We start from the raw sequence: 18,851 nt of genomic DNA, 5'->3' as shown, positions 1-18,851 counted from the left end.
ACTAAGCATATTTTCATCATTCAAGTGCTTCCACAATGAGACTCAAAGGATGTACACAAGATAACCCAGTATTCTCTTCGATTTGCCAACGACAAGTTTCGCAATCAGAAACCGCCAAATCGGCCTGTGAGTGATCAATTTTCTCAAATAAGCCGTGACCTATCTTCATTGATACATCGTAGTTTTCGCGCTTGTAACCATAAGTTCCGGCCAAGCCGCAGCACTCACTATCTAGCACTTGCACTTCCAGACCTGGGATCATTTTTAGAAGCTCAATAGTAAAGATATGGTCACCGCTACGCTCCAAGTGGCAAGGTGTGTGATACACAATACGCTTATTCAGTGGCTTCATTTTTGGTATGTTGCCCTCACGCCACTCACCGAACATAAAGCGGCTAAATAGATGTACTTTGTCAGCAACCTTCTGGTTATCGACATCGAGTACATGGGGATACTCTTCTTGTAAGGTAAACGCACAGGTCGACGACGTTGAGATCACCGACTCAGAGCGGCTCTCTAACGCTTTCTCCAACTGACTTACATTAAGCTCTGCGTTTTTCTTTGCTTTGGCGTGAAAACCGTTGGCAATCAAGGGCACTCCACAACACTTCTCTCGCTCTAATAGTTGGACACCAATGTTCATCGCGTTCATAACACGGATGAAGTTTTGGCCAACACTATGATCGTTATAGTTAACGTAGCAACCATGAAAATAGCTGATTTGCCGGCGATATTGGCTTTGATCGGCGACGTGTTTTTTGTACCAACGACGGAAAGTACCATGTGAATACTTAGGTAAAGACTTATGATCATGCACTTGAATCGTATGGTGCATGGCCTTTTTCACGAGGCTTTGCTCGGTTAGCTTATTTACAATAGGGGCAAACGGAGTGGCTAAGCTACCAAACAGATCAGTATGGCTCAGGACGAAATCTCTTGCCGTTGTCAGACTCAGCGGTTTGCGTCCATGCTTTCCTCGCGCGGAAGCAATAATGTCGCCAATACGCACCCCAGAGGGACAAGCAGTTTCACAGCGCTTGCAGTTAGTACAGAGCTTAAGTACATCATCAAAAAACTCTGGGCTTTTCAGTCTCAAACGCTCTCCATCAGGGCCACATTGTTTGGGTCCAGGGTATTCAGGGTTGGCTTTTGCGACTGGACAATAGACGGTACACACCGTGCACTTAATGCAGTTCTCAAAGGTTTTCGTTTGCTCATCACCATTAAGGCTAGCGACGGCGATTAGTTCAGCTGGGCGTACGGCAGTCATACTAGCGCTCCTTTCTTTGGTGATTGATTGGGCTGCTGTGAATGGCTTAATTTTTGTAAATAACACGCTAACACCTGGCTTTCAGCGATTGCATCGGCAACATGGAAACCAGTGCTTATTGCTACGCCCCCGCCACAGCCATGAGCAATAGGATCATAATGAGCAAGAATAGAGCCTGCACAATAGACATTGTCTATGCACTGATGCGCTTTAAGGGGCTTGAGCTCCCGATTAGTTGACACACCAAAGTTCATAAATGGATGGGATTTGTGTGAGAAAAAGTGCTTTGAATACCATGATTCCCGCCCACCGATGTCTTCAATATCTAAATCAAAGATAGGCTCGCTCACCTTATGATGCTCCGCTTTCAGGCCTTTGCTAAAGAAGCTCCCTGATGCCAGCACCACATGCTTCGTATTGATAGGTACAGTTCGCATTTTTCGAGTATACAAACACGCAAGCGAAAGCTGGTCACCGTTTTGCTTAAACACACCGTGCGTCACCTCGTCGCCAACATGAAGTGCACCACCCGCTTCAATAAATGCTCGTCTTAACGTGTCTTCGATTCGTATACCCAAAAGGGACGGCGGCATAGTGGGCACTTCATGAAACTTCAGATGTGTTTCAGAGGCCAGTTTTTCCATCAGTACTAAGCCATCTCCATTGCCAAGGATTGAAGGCATTAGTACCAAATCGTTCGGCGTGGCAACTTGCCTAAGCTGGGAACAAAAGTTCTTAAAGTCAGCCTCTTGACGCAGCAGCCGAGACACATCAATAGAACGAAATTCGTGGCAATTTCTTTGAGCTATACCTGATGTATCAAGCGTGATTTTTACTGTGAGCAGCTCTTTGTCAGCGAACATTGGTAAACTCGCCAACTTGGCTTTGGCAATCTCCGGCTGGAAATCTCGGAAACCTTCAATCGAGACTAAGATTACTCGTTCAATCTGATTGAGAGCCGCAAATTTCTGATCAAGTTGCCATACGTAAGGTTGAGATAACCATGTGGACTTTAGTGTGCCTAGGCTGCTGATTCGATAGTGATTATCCAATGAATCTTGATGTATCAAAGGCAGCCCATTCTTGCTCATCAACTGTTGAAACCAGCTGAGTGACTCGAAGACCCGTTTCTCACCTAACTTTGCGTAAGGATGTAAAGACGAAGTCTTAGCAAGCTCAGCAATTTCATTAAAAGGATTGCTCACTGCTTCGCCAGTTATTGGCGAATGACTCAGCACATCGATAGAGCCAGATGAAAAATGCATTGCACTTTGACCATGAGAAACCACGGCGGTTTTGAGTCCACGCTCAATGCATCTTAAAGCGCTGCTAAACCCTGCAAGGCCGCCACCAATGACAACCACATCATAATCAATCATTGCTCAGCCTCCACTTCCTTATCTGTCTCTTGTTTCGTTTCGTAGTGATTCACATCATCTTGTTTGAGCTCAAAATCCCCGGCCCCAAATAAGCCTTGATATATCCAGTAGCTAAATTCCGCCTCCCGCAGAGCATCGCCCCAAAGTACAGGTTTGGTGCCCTTCCAGCGCTCTTCAAGAAAGTCATGCAGCATCTCTCCAACTTCGTACCCCGAAAAGTTACCGTAGTCGGCCAATAGACTGGCTGCTCGATAGCTGCACATTTCGCCCTGACATGGCCCCATTCCCAACCTTGTTCTTCGACGTAAATCGACGAGGTTATGCACATCCAACGCTTTTACCGCGTATTCAATTTCACCTGCAGTGACCATCTCACACTCACAAATCACAGACTGGCTGGCTTGGTCATCAGATAAAAACGCCAGTGCCCGCTCTCCATGTCGATCAATCGCAGAGTGATAAACAGGCTTTGCGATACTTGCGGTTTTCTTAGCAGGAGTTGGGGCACTATAAGAGCCAGGCAAAGGTGTGGTGTGCGTGATACAAGGAATGGTGTTGCCAAGCTTTTTCGCGACGCTGTCGGTCGCCATTTGCGCCATGAGCCTATATGTCATTAGCTTGCCGCCAGTAATAGTGGTAAAGCCATGCAGGCCGTCAAACTCCGCGTGATCAACAAGAACGATGCCGCGGCTGATATTACGCCCGCTAGTGTCTTCACTGAGTGAAACTAAAGGTCTGACACCCGCATAAGCACGTAGCACCCGGCTTTGGCTCATAATTGGCGCAAGCTTTGCACCTTCCTCCAGTAGAATATCGACTTCATCGGCACTCACGCGAAGATCGTCTATTTGGTCGTAATCGATATGTTCGGATGTGGTTCCGATGAGAGAAATGGTGTCGCCAGGTACCAAAATATCGGCATCCGCCGGTTTGCGGCAACGATTGATGACTCGGTTATTGATGCGGTAGTCGAGTATCAGAAGAGATCCTTTAGCTGGGAACATTTTTACGCTGAGATCCGCATACTCACATATTGTCTGTCCCCAAATACCAGCAGCATTGATGACCTCTTGCCCAAACACCTCAAACGGTAACTGAGTGCGTGTATTGAAAGCATTAACACCAATGACTCGATCCCCTTCTCGGATGAGAGATGTCACAGCACAATGGCTAAATAGCCTAGCGCCTCTCTCTTTGGCATCGAGTACGTTTGAAGCACACAATCTAAATGGGTCAATGGTGCCGTCTGGTACTTTAATCGCGCCGAGCATTGCTGGATTGGCGTTAGGCTCAAACAGTAACGCTTCTTTGGTTGTCATTCGCTCGGTTTCGATTCCGGCAACATCGCACGCTGCAACGAACTCGTCTTGAAAGGAGAGCTCATCTTCTGGAAGCGTGATGAACATACCACCAGTGTCTTCAATACAGTGTGAGGCAATGGACTTTAAGATGCGATTTTCAGCAATACACTCCATTGCAGAATCAGGATCAGTGACAGCGTAACGCGCACCAGAATGCAATAAACCATGATTTCTGCCAGTTGTACCAGAGGCCAAGTCATCTCGCTCGAGCAAAATACAATCAATGCCCCGCAATGCGCAGTCCCGCATAATGCCAGATCCTGTTGCACCGCCTCCTATGACAATCACCTCTGTTTGATATCGAGCTATTGCTTTCATTGCATCCCACCCATTGAATTAACGCACAATTAGTGTGGCATTAAAACTCAATAAATTTCGGGATTTTGCTCACAAATGTTCGTTCGAACATTTAATCGCGCAATTTGGTTTCGGTAAAAACCTTTAATTTTGATAAATGCCATGACTACAAAACACAGATACAAAAAAACCAGCCATAAAGGCTGGTCTCTCAAGTCACGACTCGTTATCAGACGCTAAGCAATTTCGACGTTAATCTCATTATCTTTCAGAACATTGCAGATCTCTTTTGGTGGTTTCATATCAGAGATGACCAAGTCGACTTCTTCGATACCACCCAGTTTCACCATCGCATTGCGACCAAACTTACTGTGGTCGACTCCCAACAAAACGCTCCGACTGTTTTCAATGATCGCGCGTTTTACTCGAACTTCATGGTAATCGAAATCCAATAGTGAGCCATCATAATCAATGCCACTAATACCTAAAATACCAAAATCGAGTCTAAACTGAGCCACGAAATCAATGGTCGACTCTCCTGTGACGCCGCCATCGCGACCACGAACTTCACCTCCTGCTAAGATGACACGGAAGCTTTCTTTGTGCATCAACATCGATGCAACGTTGATATTGTTGGTCACAATACGCAAGTCACTGTGTTCAACCAATAGCGCTTTAGCAATGGCCTCTGGCGTGGTACCGATATCGATAAACAGTGTGGCACCATTCGGTATGTGTTTGACGAGCTGCGCAGCAATCCGCTCTTTCTCTGCCTGACTGGAGACTTTGCGGCTTTGGTAGGACGAATTTTCAGAGCTGGTCACAATGGTTGCCCCACCGTGATTACGTTTGATTTTGTTCGCATCCGCCAATTCGTTTAAGTCTCGACGAATCGTCTGTGGACTCACATGAAACTTTTCAACCAAATCTTCCGTGCTGACGTAGCCATGCGTGGTCACCAATTCAATGATTTCCTGATGTCTTTTTATCGCTTTCAACCACACTCCCTCGCGTTAAAACCATGGTGAACCTCGAGTTTACTTGGTATTGGTAAGGTTTTAAATAGTCGCTACACCAAATCTGTCCATTACTGTCTTCGATTACAGCTAAAGCAAACGAAGCTCTGCTCTATTTCGCGAAAAATAACCTAAACGAACATAAAATGTGCTTTGGATAACAATTGTGAACATAATACGAACATTTTTAACTTTCGTACGCACATATGAGATCTAAGCCGGATTTCTAACTGGTCTAATCAGCTACAATCCCAGCGCACATTTGATATGCATATGAAACAAGACCAAGGAAAGAACTATGAGTATAAAAAAAGATCCTGCGCTACTCGGCCAGTGTATCGCAGAGTTTATTGGTACTGGCTTGCTTATATTTTGGGGTGTCGGCTGCGTTGCGGCGTTAGTGTTAACCGGTGCTGAGTTCGGCCAATGGGAAGTGAGTATCGTATGGGGCTTAGCCGTAGCGCTTGCTGTGTACTGCACCGCAGGTGTTTCTGGTGCTCACATCAATCCAGCGGTGACCATTGCTCTTGCTGCGTTCCACGGGTTTGAAAAGCATAAGGTACTACCTTATATCGCATCGCAAGTTGCAGGTGCATTCTGTGCGGCGGCGTTGGTATATGGACTGTTCAGCAACTTGTTTGTCGACTGGGAACTTGCCAACGGCGTTGCACGAGATACACCTGAAGCACTCGCAACAGCAGGTATTTTCTCTACCTACCCTCACGCTTCTCTGTCCTTCTTAGGCGCAGCAGCGGTGGAATTTACCATCACAGCAGTTCTCATGTTCGGCATTTTAGCGTTTGGTGATAGCAATAACGGCGGCGAATCTCGCGGTGCGATGGTACCACTGTTGATTGGTTTACTTGTTGCGACAATTGGTGGTTCGCTCGGTGCACTGACCGGCTTTGCGATGAACCCTGCACGTGACTTCGGTCCTAAGCTATTTGCCTACTTTGCTGGTTGGGATTATGCACTGACGGGAGCGAAAGATATCCCATATTTCATTGTTCCTATTTTTGCCACTATCGCAGGCGGCCTATTTGGCGGCTGGCTATATCCAAAAGTGATTGGCGCTTACCTTCCTGCTGCTGGCGGTTGCACTAGCCCTGCGCAGTGCGAGGAAGAAGCTGAAGTCAACGACACGGAAGCACACGTTTAATAAGTTAACTCTATCCCCTACAGATAATTACAACGAAATCAAAAGGACACTACTATGACTAAGAAATACATCGTCGCTCTTGATCAAGGCACCACCAGCTCACGAACGGTCGTACTTGACCATGACGCTAATATTGTCAGTGTCGCCCAAAGAGAATTTACTCAAATCTATCCAGAAGCTGGATGGGTTGAGCATGATCCGCTAGAGATCTATGCCACGCAGAGCTCCACTCTGATTGAAGCACTTGGCCAAAAGGGCATCACTTCAGATGAAGTCGCCGCTATCGGCATTACCAACCAACGTGAAACGACCATCGTTTGGAACAAAGAAACGGGTGTGCCAGTCTACAACGCCATTGTCTGGCAATGTCGCCGCACAGCAGAAATCTGTCAAGAACTTAAACAACGCGACGGCCTTGAAGAATATGTTCGTAAGAACACAGGTCTGGTACTCGACCCATACTTCTCAGGCACGAAAGTTAAATGGATCCTCGATAACGTCGAAGATGCACGCGACCTTGCTGAAGAAGGCAAACTGATGTTTGGTACTGTAGACACATGGCTAGTCTGGAAGATGACTCAAGGCCGCGTCCACGTGACTGACTTCACCAACGCATCACGTACCATGCTTTTCAATATCAATACGCTTGAGTGGGACGAACGCATTCTCAAAGAATTTGATATTCCACTTTCTATGATGCCAGAAGTGAAACCATCTTCAGAAGTTTACGGCCAAACCAACATTGGTGGTAAAGGCGGTACACGTATCCCTATTGCCGGTATTGCAGGTGATCAACAAGCGGCGCTATTCGGCCAAATGTGTGTAGAACCAGGACAAGCGAAAAACACCTACGGCACAGGATGCTTTATGCTGATGAATACCGGTAAAGAGAAAATTAATTCTAAAAACTCTTTGCTAACGACCATCGCATGCGGCCCGAAAGGCGATCTTGCTTATGCGCTTGAAGGCTCTGTATTTATGGGAGGAGCATCTATTCAGTGGCTACGCGATGAAATGAAGCTATTGAGTGATGCGAAAGACTCTGAGTACTTTGCGAACAAAGTAGAGTCGAGTAATGGCGTGTATGTGGTTCCAGCCTTCACTGGCCTTGGCGCACCGTACTGGGATGCTTACGCACGCGGTACCATTATTGGTATGACGCGCGGGACAGGAGCGAATCATATCATCCGAGCGACATTGGAAAGTATTGCTTATCAAAGCCGTGACGTGATTGATGCCATGCAAGCTGACTCCGGCATTGAGCTCGCCTCTTTACGTGTAGACGGCGGTGCAGTTGCGAACAACTTCTTGATGCAGTTCCAAGCGGATCTATTGAACACAGAAGTACACAGACCAAAAGTGGTTGAAGTCACTGCACTCGGTGCAGCTTACCTCGCTGGTATTGCTGTCGGTTTCTGGGAGGGATTGGAGGAAGTATCCGGTAAAGCAGAAATCGACCGTACCTTTATTCCATCTGGTGATGCAGAAAAGCGTGAAACTCGTTATAGCGGTTGGAAACGCGCAGTACAAGGTGTATTGAGCTGGTCTGAGTTTACTCAAGCTGAAAAATAGTCACGATTAGTCATTGGAGCGCATTCGAAGTGTAACTACCTCGGTGCGCTCTTTTCGTTTGTTCACTATTACGTCTCTCCACACCAGACCAGATAGAAGTAGCCCGAGCCAAGCAATAAACACAGCGGTGAATAGAGCACATTCTCAAGCACGGCAAAATCACCCTGTTTGTTTTTTTGGTAAAGCCAACCAAGTTAAAGTCGCCTATCGCTCTTAAAATAAAAATCGTTCCGACAACAATACCTGCCCACTGAACATACTCGAGCAGCTCAGGTTCGATGAATACTAACTCTATTAACCCTAAAGACAGTGAGGCAAACAGCGAAAGGCAAATCGCCACTAAAAATATCACCCCAGCACCCAGCGTAAACGCATTACTCCCTTCTAATTTGGGGATCGCCAATTGAACGCCCTTTTTACGCCCAAACGCCCAATACACGTGAATCAACGCGATGATCGATAGAATCGAAAACATCGATAAAGCTACGAGCGACTGCATGAACCCTCTCCAATTTTAAATACCTAAGTCATCTACAGAGAGGTGTACTATGTTGGAGATTGCAAACCAAGTCGAAGCACGCCAATTACGTGCGTTACATTAAAGTTTGCGTCTCGAACGACATTACAAGACTTAGTAACCCGTTAATTCCATGTATCCAAGACCTTCATGGGAGCCTTTTATCTGTACGGGTCCTTCCCAGTAAGGTACGGTCAAAGGCATTTTGGCATTAGGGTTAATGGCGTTAATCGTCAAAGATAGCTCGTGTGTTGGTATGTCTAGTTGCCACGATGTCGGGTGCGGGTGGCCATTTAGGTCTGTGTGTGTCTTTACCTTGAGAGAGAGTTCATCTGCACTAATGGTGATTCCTTCTCGGTCACGATACATCAATCGTCCATAGGCGTAGTTAGCTTCCCCTGCTTGGTTGTCTCTGAGCTGAAAAACCACCAAACTAGTGTCTGTGTCGAGCCTCAGTGCGAACCAGTCCCAACCTTGCTGAGAGCCGAGCAAAAATCGGGAACTCCACTCTCTGTCTATCCATGCTTGCCCTGTCACCTGATGCCTTTGCCCTTCCACTTGAATCGAGCCCGTGACGTCTATAAACGGCTGACTGTAATAATGAGAAGCAACCCTACCATCGGCACTTTTCACGCTATAACCATTATCACCCTGAAGCTGAAAGGCTGACTCGCTAGAGAGTGAGAGCTCGTAGCTAAATACACCTGCGGCAACGGAAAGTGTGGCGGGGAACATGTCTTGGGACTCACTATTCCATTGCCAATCATCCAAATAAACACGAAAAGGCCGCTCAGTCACCCCAGCGATTTCTGGATGGGCGCGAGACCATTTCTCTTGTGCAAGATGAAGCGTTGGCGTGGTGATTGCACTGTGCGCCATGTATATCTGTGTACTGTTCCAGTTTGCCTTTTGTTGTTCTACGTTTTGCGCCTCCTCTGGCGCTAAGGCGATTCGAAACAGCGTCCATTGAACGCCAAATGTTTCGCCTGCACTGTTCTCTAAATTTGCAGTGACATACCACCACTCATAGCGAAAATCATTGTGCGGCTGATGATCTTTAGGAAACTCTATGCTTCGATTGGCCGTCACCTTGGTAAAGCCTTGTTCATCTTGGCCAAGTAAAGCACCAAAACCTTGAGGCTTTGGTTCCTCACAACCGCTCAATAGAAATAAGAGTGGCAACAGTGTCACCAAAAGACACGAGGATCTATTTTTCATCACAGCACCTCGCTCTGAAGACTCGACATCGCTGGACGTTTCACCAAACGCCACAACGGCAATGCCGTCGCCGCTGATGCTGTTGCGATACTCACCAGTGATAGCATCGCGATATCGCTCCAACTCCAAACAAATTGCAGGCTCCATCCAAATGCGCGCAGCGTTACCATATCCGTCAATATGTACCCCACCAACGCACCGAGCGGCAGCGCAAGGCATAGCGTAAAGCAAACTAACACCACCATTTGCATCACAACCATGCCTAGCAATAGTCGACTTCGTACCCCAAGTGCATACAGCCGGGCTATGGCTGCTTTGCGCGCTTCTATAAGCATGAAGCAGGCACTAAACAGCCCGATTACCGCCACCATTAACGTGACACCATTCAATGCTTTTGTAACCGCAAATGTCTGCGAGAAAATCTCGAGTGCTATGGTTTTGATTTGTTGTTGATCGTAGAGCTGGTTGTCACTAAACCCAAACTCGTCCATCAATCGCCTGCGCATATCATCGCTATCAAGTTCTGATTCAATACCCAAGCTAGTGGGTACAGGCGAAAATTCAGCGCGCTGCCAAAGTTCGGGAGCGATCAATAGCTCCCCTGTTGGTGAACCGTAATCATAAAATATTGCACCGACTTTTAGTGGTTTTTCAAGCGCAGTGTTTAGCTCCGCCACTTCTAGCTCATCACCAAGGGCTAATCCAAGTTTCACTGCCATTGGTTCACTGATAGCCGCTAGCTCCATTTGATAAAAACGTGGCCAGAAGTCGTCCACCATTTCTTTAACGACCATCGTTTGTTCAAGTGTTAACGTGTCTTTGGTGCCGAGCTTGGTTGGAAGGTTAGAAACCGTCGTATCTAAATAGCTTTGAGTGAAGATGGCACTTACTCCTGGCATAGACTGCAACGTACTTTGAATACTGCTCATCTCACTTTGAGCGGGACTGATATAAATGTCCGCATGAAGGCGCTGCTCTAGCCACTGTTTCAATGTATGCTCAAAACTCACCACTAGGGTATTCATCGCCAGGTTCGCTGTCATGGCCAGCAGCAGTGCCATCATCGCGAGAGATAACGGCGCAACCAACTCTTTAAGCTCAGCGACGAGATAATGCTTCAACCCACTGGTAAACAGCTTTTCAGCCCAAGCGCTCAGCAACAATAAGCCTTTAGGCAGATATAGTGGCGTAGCAACCACCAACACGCCAAGCCAAAGCATAGTGACCCGAAAATGATGACTGAGCACGAGTCCAACTACAGCCAACATCGTTAAACCAATGGCCATAACCAATAGCTGGGTGGTCTTTTGTGGTTCTGGAAGCGCGTAATAGCCACTGTGTATTGATAAAGGTTGCTGAACGCTACCCCGAAAATGTTGCCAACATGCCACCAGTGCAGCGGTCAACGTGATAGAGAGGGCTTGAAACAACCAGCTCCATTGCCAAGAACCTGGCAAGAGCGTGGCGCCGTAAAGCTGCTCCAACGTCAATGCTACCGTTGGATGCAGCCAATGACTCAACTGCATTCCGAATATAAAACCAAGCAAGGATCCAAGCAGAACCATGATGGTCAGCTCAACCAACAAAGCAGTAAAGACGATTGTGGATTGAAGTCCCGCTTGCTGCAGCTGAACCAGCAATCGCCTGCGCTTTAACAAACTGTACTTCACGCCATTGTAGGCAATAAACAGCCCTACCAAAAAAGCCAGCATGCTCATTGCGGTTAGATTTAGGTGGAAACTATCGGTCAGTGAATCGAGATCGCTGCTTTGAGTATTTTCAATCCACTGGCCTTGCGCTGCGACGAGGCTCTTCCATTGCTTCTCCTGCGCGCTGCGACTTCCAAACACCGCTATGTAGCTAAGCTGCCCAGAGCGATTGAGTAAACGCTCCGCGAAGCTAATGTCCACCAGCATTCGATTACCCAGTTGCCATTGATCTGGCACGGCATAAATTTGTGTCTTGGTGTCATCGAGTATCAACTGGCTAGGGCGCCCCATTTGCTCAAACTGTTGTTCACTCACCAAAGCGATGGGTTCACCTTGAAGCATGTCAGTCAATGGCAATTGCTGGTCGAACAGAAAAATCGGTTGTTTACCGTCTTCTCTCCCACGGTTCATCGTCGCGGTGACAGCCGCAACGACGTCACTGCCCTGCACTGAATATCGCCGACCTTCGGATGAGCGAACGCGTCCTTCAAGTACCGCCAGTGATTGGCTCAACCCAGCCTGCCTGAGCTGAAAATAGAGATCGTTTGAGAAGTACTTTTGTCCAGTAGGAGGGATGATAAATTGCGAGGCAGGCAGACTCAGTTGCTCTGCGGCATCAGCGTAGCTGCGCTTTGCATTTAGGTTTATCGCTTGCACCGCAACAAACAGCATCACCGCAAGCACGATACCAATCAGTATAGAGGCGGCTTGCAATGGAGCTTGTAGATAATGACGGGCATAAACACGCAGTGCGAGCACAAGATGCCAAAGCTTAACTCGCGTCATAAAGCTGTCCGTTCACTAAACGTAATCTCGACTGCATAAAAGCTGCACACTCCTCGCTGTGCGTGACCAAAAGCACCGCCGTATTCCCTTGCTGGGTAATGTCGGCCAAAAGCTGCATGACTTCTCTGCCCGATTGCTCATCCAAATTACCCGTTGGTTCATCTGCTAAAAGCAACTTAGGCTGACTAGCAAGCGCTCGAGCGATGGCAACTCTTTGCTGCTGCCCACCGGATAACGCCGCGACATGTCTATCCAGTAGTCCACTTAGCCCTAATGTCTCTACTAAGTAATCACACCAATCATTCCATTGCATTTGAGCAAGAGACAGCGGAAACGCAATGTTTTGACGCACATTGAGTGGCGTCAATAAGTTGAACTGCTGGAACACAACACCTAACTTGTGGATGCGAAAATCGCTCCAGTCACTATCTCGCCATTGACTCGTATCTTGGCCATCAAGAACTAGCTTTCCTGAATTTAAAGGCTCAAAGCCCGCAATGATGTTCATCAACGTACTTTTGCCACTCCCGCTCGCTCCCATTAGAGCAATGCTCGAGCCGGTAGCCATCACCAATTCGCAGTCGCTAAGCACCGCGTGCACTTCATTGCCATCAACAAATTGCTTGTTAACACTGTTTAGAGAAACCAACGCACTGTTGGGCATAGAGGCTCCTTAGGATTTGTTACTAACGCTGAGAACACAATGCTGATACGCATTCAATCTGGCTTCACACCAACCCTCCAGGTGATAATTCAGTTAATAAAATGTAATTAACACAACTAGATAAGACAAGAAAGCACACACTTTTTGATTTTAGTTCACTAAATAAATGGGAAATGTGACATGAAATGCAATTCGGCCGAACAACTAACCCATTGAGTTGCTTGGCAATGGACATCCCACTATGGTGGACAAGATATGCACCTACACACACCGCCGTATTTAAACCGGTAAATGTGAATTTAGGGTGACACGGATGTAACTAACTTCAGGCGTCAGACTTGAAGTCAATAAAATAAGATAAGGAAATCAGATGCCATTTAAAAAAACCGCATTTGCACTCGCCTGTGCTTCTGCATTGCTTTCAACTTCAGCATTCGCGGCAAACGACAAGCTCACCATCGGTATTACGCAATACCCTGCCACTCTGCACCCTGACATCGACAGCATGGTGGCAAAAGCCTACACCAAAGGTTTTGTTAATCGCGAAACCATTGGGTACGACCAAAACTGGGAGCTCGTTTGCTTTTATTGTGAAGAAGTCCCTAGCTTCGAAAATGGTTTAGCGCAAATCGTAGATAGGCCGCATGCCAAAGAAGGTGAGAGCAAACAAGGTGTTAAGATGCGTGTAACACTCAAATCTGATCTCTATTGGGGCGACGGCACTCCGATCACCACGAAAGACATGGTGTTTTGGCATAAAGTAGTCACCTCTCCTGACGTGCAAGGCAACCCTGAGTTGACGACTATGCAGCAGATCGAACAGCTTGAAGTTGTCGATGAGCATACAGTGAATGTCTATGTCGACCGCGTTTCATTCAAATATAACGCTGACTATATCCCAAACATTCTGCCCGCTCACATCGACCAAGCGGTATTTGAAAGCAATTCTAAAAACTATCACCTCAACACCAAGTTCGTGACAGAGCCAACCTTGGCTGGCCTATACAGCGGCCCATATATCATCGAGCAGCTCAAACAAGGTCAGTTCGTTAAAATGACCCGAAACAAACATTGGAAAGGCAAACAACCGCATTTTGATACAGTGACACTCAAAACCGTCTCTGACACTCAAGCCTTGCAAGCCAATCTGCTTTCCGGTGACGTCGACTACATCCCTGGCGAATTGGGTCTGACTCTCGACCAAGCACTACAATTTGAGAAAAAATTTGGCGACAGGTTTAACGTCGATATTCGTCCTGCATCTCTCTACGAGCATTTGGACGTTCAGCTCAACAATCCTCACTTGTCGGAAGTAAAAGTTCGCCAAGCGTTATTATTTGGGCTAGATCGCAAGCTAATTACCGACAAACTATTCGATGGAAAACAGCAAGTTGCTAACTCAGATACAAGTCCACTGGATAGCATCTATACCTCTGAAACACCGACCTACGACTACAATCCAGAAAAAGCGAATCAACTACTGAAAGAAGCAGGCTATGAGCTAGTCAATGGCGTGCAAATGAAAGATGGTGAGCCGCTGGAAATTGAGTTTATGACGACTGCGGGCAACAAAACACGTGAGTTGGTACAGCAATTCGCTCAAGGTCAGTGGAAGAAAATCGGCATCAAAGCAAACATTAATAACCAAACTGCACGCGTGTACTTTGGTACTACCCTGACTGAGCGCAAACACAAAGGTCTAGCTATGTTTGCGTGGAGCTCGTCACCAGAAAACCCCCCGTTAACCATTCTGCACTCTGATTACATCCCAACTAAAGACAATCAATGGGCAGGACAAAACTACGCTGGCTACAGCAATCCAGAAATGGATCGCATTCTAGAAGCCATCGATGGCGAGCTTAACAAAGAGAAGCGCACTGAGCTTTGGAAGCAATTCCAAAATCTGTATGCGACAGAGCTGCCAGCACTGCCTCTCTACTATCGTTCAGACAGTTACATTCTTCCAAAATGGCTGGTTAATGTTGAGCCAACCGGACACCAACATTACTCAAGCTACTGGTCTGAAAACTGGAGTCGAGCAAACTAGATTTCGAATTCTAAAGTTCGAAATGAATAAGCATCGAAACCGCTAAGCGGTGTCCATTTTAAGAATGAAGTGTCTATGAATGAAGTTATCTTAGACGTCCGCAATATGAGTGTGGCCCTAGGGCCGCATTTTGCTGTTAAGGATGTCAGCTATCAAATCAAGCCAGGAGAGATCCTTGGCGTCGTCGGTGAGTCTGGCTGCGGAAAGTCACTCACCTCTCTTGCCATTATGGGGCTACTCGATAAATCGCTTACCTTGTCTGGTGATATTCGTTTTGGCGGAAGAAATCTTGTCGGCCTGGGTGAAAAGCAGTATCAGCATATCCGTGGCGAAGGCATTGGCATGATCTTCCAAGAGCCAATGACCGCCTTAAACCCAGTAATGAAAGTCGGGGATCAGATCGCCGAAATGTTCATTATTCACGAAAACAGCTCACCCAAAGAAGCACGTGATCGTGCCATCGAAATGCTCAAACAAGTTCACATTCCGTACCCTGAAAAGCGTGCTAATGCCTATCCGCATGAGCTATCAGGGGGAATGAGGCAGAGAGTGATGATCGCCATGGCGCTCGCTTGTAAGCCGAAAGTATTGATTGCCGATGAACCGACAACAGCGCTTGATGTGACGGTTCAGGCGCAAGTGCTCGACCTACTAGAAGAACTGAGAGAAACCACGGGAACGGCGATCCAATTTATCAGTCACTCTCTTGGTGTAGTGTCGCAAATTTCGGATCGTGTCATGGTGATGTACGCGGGACGTGTCGTTGAAATCGCCGATGTAAATGAGATTTTCGATAACCCTCAGCACCCCTACACGCAAGCACTACTCGATACGATCCCACGAGTCGGCGTCGATGTGGACAGGCTACCTGCTATTCCCGGCAGCGTACCACCACTCGATCAACGAAGTGAAGACTACAGCTTTCGTGACCGCTGCCCAGAGCTCTACGATAGCTACTTGCAGAAAGCAGAGAAGCGCAATCATCAAAGACAAGCCACGAAAGCGGCTCAATCAGATTCGGCGCTACAACAGCCCATGTTTCGTCAACAAGGAGGCGCGGCCTAATGACTTTGCTCGAAGCCAGTAACCTGCACAAGCACTATCTCCTTGAGGCAGGCTCGATGTTTGGAAGAAAACCGAAAACCCTTCATGTCACCAACAATGTTTCCCTCAAGGTTGAGTCAGGAAAAACCACCGCGATTGTCGGTGAATCAGGCTCTGGAAAATCGACGTTAGGCCGCATGCTCAGCATGTTAGAGCGTCCCGATTCCGGCGATATATTTCTCGCAGGACAAGAGGTGTCTAGATTGCCTAGTCATATGCAGCGTCGATTACGACAACGCATTGGCCTTGTGTTCCAAGACCCCTACTCCGCGTTGAACCCGCGTATGCCGATTCTCTCTTCACTGATTGAACCGATGAAAGTCAACGGCATAGGGAACAAGCAATCACAGCGTGCCCGCGCTATCGAAGTCTTAAGTTGGGTGGGCATGCGAGAAGACGTTCTTACCCGCTATCCTCATGAGTTCTCCGGCGGACAAAGGCAGCGGATCGCCATTGCCAGAGCATTGATGCTAAGGCCTGAACTTATCATCGCCGATGAACCACTCTCGGCACTAGATGTGTCCGTGCAGTCGCAAATTCTCAATCTATTTAAAGATTTGCAGCAGGAGCACGGTATTGCGTTCTTGTTCATTAGCCACGATATGGCGGTGGTTTACCACCTCGCACACGAAGTGGTGGTAATGAAAAGCGGAACCATTGTCGAGCACGCTTCCAAAGCTGATTTTTTTGCGAACCCCAAACACGCTTACAGCCGTGAGCTACTGAGCGCTGTTCCGGACATTGGCAACACGCGCAGGCGAAATCGCTCTCAGCAAACCGTAACCGCTTAAACAGTTGGCCACTGGTTTAAGCCATTAGATGTAAGGGCTTTATGCCCGTATGGATACACGCATTTTATGAAACGATTTATATTTTCAAGATTGCTGCAAATGCTGCTGGTTCTTCTGCTGGCCTCGTTTGCTGCATACAACTTAATGGGATTAATGCCAGGCGATCCTATCGATCTCATGGTACAAAATAACCCCCATATTACCGCTGAAGACGTCGCAAGACTTAAAGCAGAGCAAGGACTGGATAAACCGGTCTATGTTCGCTACTTCCATTGGCTTGGTGATGCCCTGCAAGGTGAACTAGGTTATTCCCGCATGTTCTCTCAGCCCGCTATATCCGTGCTTTGGGAAGCGATGAAAAACACCCTCATTTTGGTTGGGTGCGGCACGCTTCTCTCTATACTGATTGCGCTACCCGTTGGTGTGCTGTGTGCCGTAAAGCAAAATCGCTTCACCGATTACCTGATTAGTGGCATCACCTATCTATTTCTATCTACACCTGCGGCTTGGCTCGCGCTAATGCTGATCATGCTGTTCTCGGTGGTGTACCCCATCTTCCCCGCAGGAGGAACGGGAGAAGCCGATGGCGCTGAAGGTTTTGATAGGCTGCGTTATATGATCCTACCTATCCTTAGCCTAACCTTACTCAGCATTGCCTCTATTTCACGTTTTATGCGCTCAAGTATGCTGGAAGTGTTTCGCCAAGATTTTGTGCGAACCGCAAAAGCAAAAGGCGCTTCTTCAACACGAGTACTCTTCAGGCATTGCATTAAAAACGGCATGTTACCGATGATCACCGTGCTCGCAATGGATATTGCGGCATTAATGAGCGGCGCGGTACTGACCGAAACCATCTTTAGTTGGCCTGGTATAGGTAAACTCACTGTCGATGCGATTAACGGTAGTGACTACAACGTCGCCATGCTCTGTTTTATGGTCGCCACTACCGCCATTCTAGTGATGAACTTTATCGCCGACATTCTCTACTCCAAAGTGGATCCCCGTATTGATCTGACCAGAGGAAGCCCGTCATGACCGCACTCGCAGCAAGAAGCCAAAACCCTTGGCTGCAAATCGTTCATCGCTTATCTCGTCATAAGTTAGCAATGGCTTCTTTACTAATCCTTACTGTAATGACGATACTGTGCTTCAACGCTACGAGTATTGGTCAATGGCTGGGTGTCGATCCTTTCGAAGACAATCTCTTTAGCCGTTTCGAAGCCCCGAGCGACACGCACAAACTTGGCACTGATGAACTTGGCCGTGATATTTTGATACGCCTCCTTCTGGGTGGTCAGGTATCCCTTACGTTTGCCTTTGTTGCCGCCATTGCAACCTCAGTGATTGGCACAGGGCTGGGCGTTGTTGCTGGTTATCATGGCGGCCGCGTAGATGCCATTATCATGCGCAGTGCTGACTTCATCATTAGCCTGCCTGGCATCATGTTGCTGATTTTGATCCAGAGTATCGACATGACCAAGCTTGGCTTTTCAGAAGAGTTAGTACGTAGTGATAGCTTTAGTGTCTACCGTTTAGTGGTGGTGATTTCACTATTAGGCTGGCCATTTGCTGCACGTTTAGTGCGTTCAAACACCCTATCCGTAAAACACCGAGAATATGTGCAAGCGGCTATCGGTTACGGCGCAAGCCACTGGTTTGTAATGAGGCAGCACATCCTACCTAATGTCATCGCTCCAGTGATTACCGCCACGACACTTGGCATTGGCGGAGCAATCCTGACCGAGAGTGCTTTGAGTTTTCTTGGCTTTGGCATCAATCCACCCACACCATCTTGGGGCAACATGCTACAAAACGCTCGTGAAGCCATGTGGCATTACCCAATGGCGGCAGTATACCCGGGTGTGATGGTGCTCATCACCGTTATTACGATTAACTTCTTGGGGGATGGTTTGCAGGAAGCGATTGATCCGAAAGCTTAGTATTCACTAGCAGGGAAAGTG

General features: G+C 47.5%; 15 protein-coding genes. 7 read left to right on the top strand and 8 right to left on the bottom strand.

Annotated features, from left to right (window positions below):
* Positions 1-16 precede the first annotated feature (16 nt).
* The 4 genes from glpC to L4C42_RS01805 all read right to left on the bottom strand — a co-directional run bounded on the left by glpC (position 17) and on the right by L4C42_RS01805 (position 5,305).
* On the bottom strand, positions 17-1,243 hold the full coding sequence (gene glpC / locus L4C42_RS01820; RefSeq protein WP_429759289.1) for an anaerobic glycerol-3-phosphate dehydrogenase subunit GlpC: 1,227 nt from the start codon (positions 1,241-1,243) through the stop codon (positions 17-19).
* 23 nt (positions 1,244-1,266) lie between these two features.
* A complete protein-coding gene (gene glpB, locus L4C42_RS01815; RefSeq protein WP_429759070.1) occupies positions 1,267-2,649 on the bottom strand; it encodes a glycerol-3-phosphate dehydrogenase subunit GlpB in 1,383 nt (460 codons plus the stop codon).
* The gene (gene glpA / locus L4C42_RS01810) at positions 2,646-4,328 is read right to left on the bottom strand and encodes an anaerobic glycerol-3-phosphate dehydrogenase subunit A (protein WP_353498534.1); all 1,683 of its coding nucleotides are present in this window, start codon (positions 4,326-4,328) and stop codon (positions 2,646-2,648) included. Before glpA ends, glpB begins: the two co-directional genes overlap by 4 nt.
* 215 nt (positions 4,329-4,543) lie before the next feature.
* On the bottom strand, positions 4,544-5,305 hold the full coding sequence (locus L4C42_RS01805; protein ID WP_353498533.1) for a DeoR/GlpR family transcriptional regulator: 762 nt from the start codon (positions 5,303-5,305) through the stop codon (positions 4,544-4,546).
* Between the two features lie 316 nt (positions 5,306-5,621).
* Here L4C42_RS01805 and L4C42_RS01800 point away from each other — a divergent pair, with 316 nt between their 5' ends.
* Together L4C42_RS01800 and glpK are read left to right on the top strand one after the other, a co-directional pair.
* Positions 5,622-6,482: an MIP/aquaporin family protein gene (locus L4C42_RS01800; protein WP_042498305.1), complete on the top strand. Its 861-nt coding sequence runs from the start codon at positions 5,622-5,624 to the stop codon at positions 6,480-6,482.
* A gap of 54 nt (positions 6,483-6,536) precedes the next feature.
* The gene (gene glpK, locus L4C42_RS01795) at positions 6,537-8,054 is read left to right on the top strand and encodes a glycerol kinase GlpK (protein ID WP_353498532.1); all 1,518 of its coding nucleotides are present in this window, start codon (positions 6,537-6,539) and stop codon (positions 8,052-8,054) included.
* Between the two features lie 10 nt (positions 8,055-8,064).
* Here the strand turns inward: glpK and L4C42_RS01790 are convergent, their stop codons facing one another.
* The 4 genes from L4C42_RS01790 to L4C42_RS01775 all read right to left on the bottom strand — a co-directional run bounded on the left by L4C42_RS01790 (position 8,065) and on the right by L4C42_RS01775 (position 12,948).
* The gene (locus tag L4C42_RS01790) at positions 8,065-8,553 is read right to left on the bottom strand and encodes a DUF3995 domain-containing protein (RefSeq protein ID WP_353498531.1); all 489 of its coding nucleotides are present in this window, start codon (positions 8,551-8,553) and stop codon (positions 8,065-8,067) included.
* 132 nt (positions 8,554-8,685) lie between these two features.
* The gene (locus L4C42_RS01785) at positions 8,686-9,789 is read right to left on the bottom strand and encodes a lipocalin-like domain-containing protein (protein ID WP_429759066.1); all 1,104 of its coding nucleotides are present in this window, start codon (positions 9,787-9,789) and stop codon (positions 8,686-8,688) included.
* Positions 9,789-12,284 carry an ABC transporter permease gene (locus tag L4C42_RS01780; protein ID WP_429759064.1) on the bottom strand — a complete coding sequence of 832 codons (2,496 nt, stop codon included), beginning with the start codon at positions 12,282-12,284 and terminating at the stop codon, positions 9,789-9,791. Before L4C42_RS01780 ends, L4C42_RS01785 begins: the two co-directional genes overlap by 1 nt.
* On the bottom strand, positions 12,271-12,948 hold the full coding sequence (locus L4C42_RS01775; protein ID WP_353498528.1) for an ABC transporter ATP-binding protein: 678 nt from the start codon (positions 12,946-12,948) through the stop codon (positions 12,271-12,273). Before L4C42_RS01775 ends, L4C42_RS01780 begins: the two co-directional genes overlap by 14 nt.
* 370 nt (positions 12,949-13,318) lie before the next feature.
* Here L4C42_RS01775 and L4C42_RS01770 point away from each other — a divergent pair, with 370 nt between their 5' ends.
* From L4C42_RS01770 to L4C42_RS01750, 5 genes are all read left to right on the top strand, one after another.
* Positions 13,319-14,995, top strand: a complete 1,677-nt coding sequence (locus tag L4C42_RS01770; RefSeq protein WP_353498527.1) for a peptide ABC transporter substrate-binding protein — start codon at positions 13,319-13,321, stop codon at positions 14,993-14,995.
* Between the two features lie 75 nt (positions 14,996-15,070).
* Positions 15,071-16,060 carry an ABC transporter ATP-binding protein gene (locus tag L4C42_RS01765; protein ID WP_418641514.1) on the top strand — a complete coding sequence of 330 codons (990 nt, stop codon included), beginning with the start codon at positions 15,071-15,073 and terminating at the stop codon, positions 16,058-16,060.
* Positions 16,060-16,890 carry an ATP-binding cassette domain-containing protein gene (locus L4C42_RS01760; protein ID WP_418641515.1) on the top strand — a complete coding sequence of 277 codons (831 nt, stop codon included), beginning with the start codon at positions 16,060-16,062 and terminating at the stop codon, positions 16,888-16,890. The genes L4C42_RS01765 and L4C42_RS01760 overlap by 1 nt, the downstream gene beginning before the upstream one ends.
* A gap of 66 nt (positions 16,891-16,956) precedes the next feature.
* Entirely contained in the window at positions 16,957-17,925 is a 969-nt protein-coding gene (locus L4C42_RS01755) for an ABC transporter permease (protein WP_353498524.1), read from the top strand.
* Positions 17,922-18,830, top strand: a complete 909-nt coding sequence (locus tag L4C42_RS01750; RefSeq protein WP_353498523.1) for an ABC transporter permease — start codon at positions 17,922-17,924, stop codon at positions 18,828-18,830. Before L4C42_RS01755 ends, L4C42_RS01750 begins: the two co-directional genes overlap by 4 nt.
* The last annotated feature ends 21 nt before the right edge of the window (positions 18,831-18,851 follow it).

This window comes from Vibrio wakamikoensis (assembly GCF_050337275.1).
Classification (GTDB): Bacteria; Pseudomonadota; Gammaproteobacteria; order Enterobacterales; family Vibrionaceae; genus Vibrio; species Vibrio chaetopteri.
The sequence above is the reverse complement of the archived record's forward strand: the minus strand, read 5'-3'. Positions and strand labels throughout refer to the sequence as shown.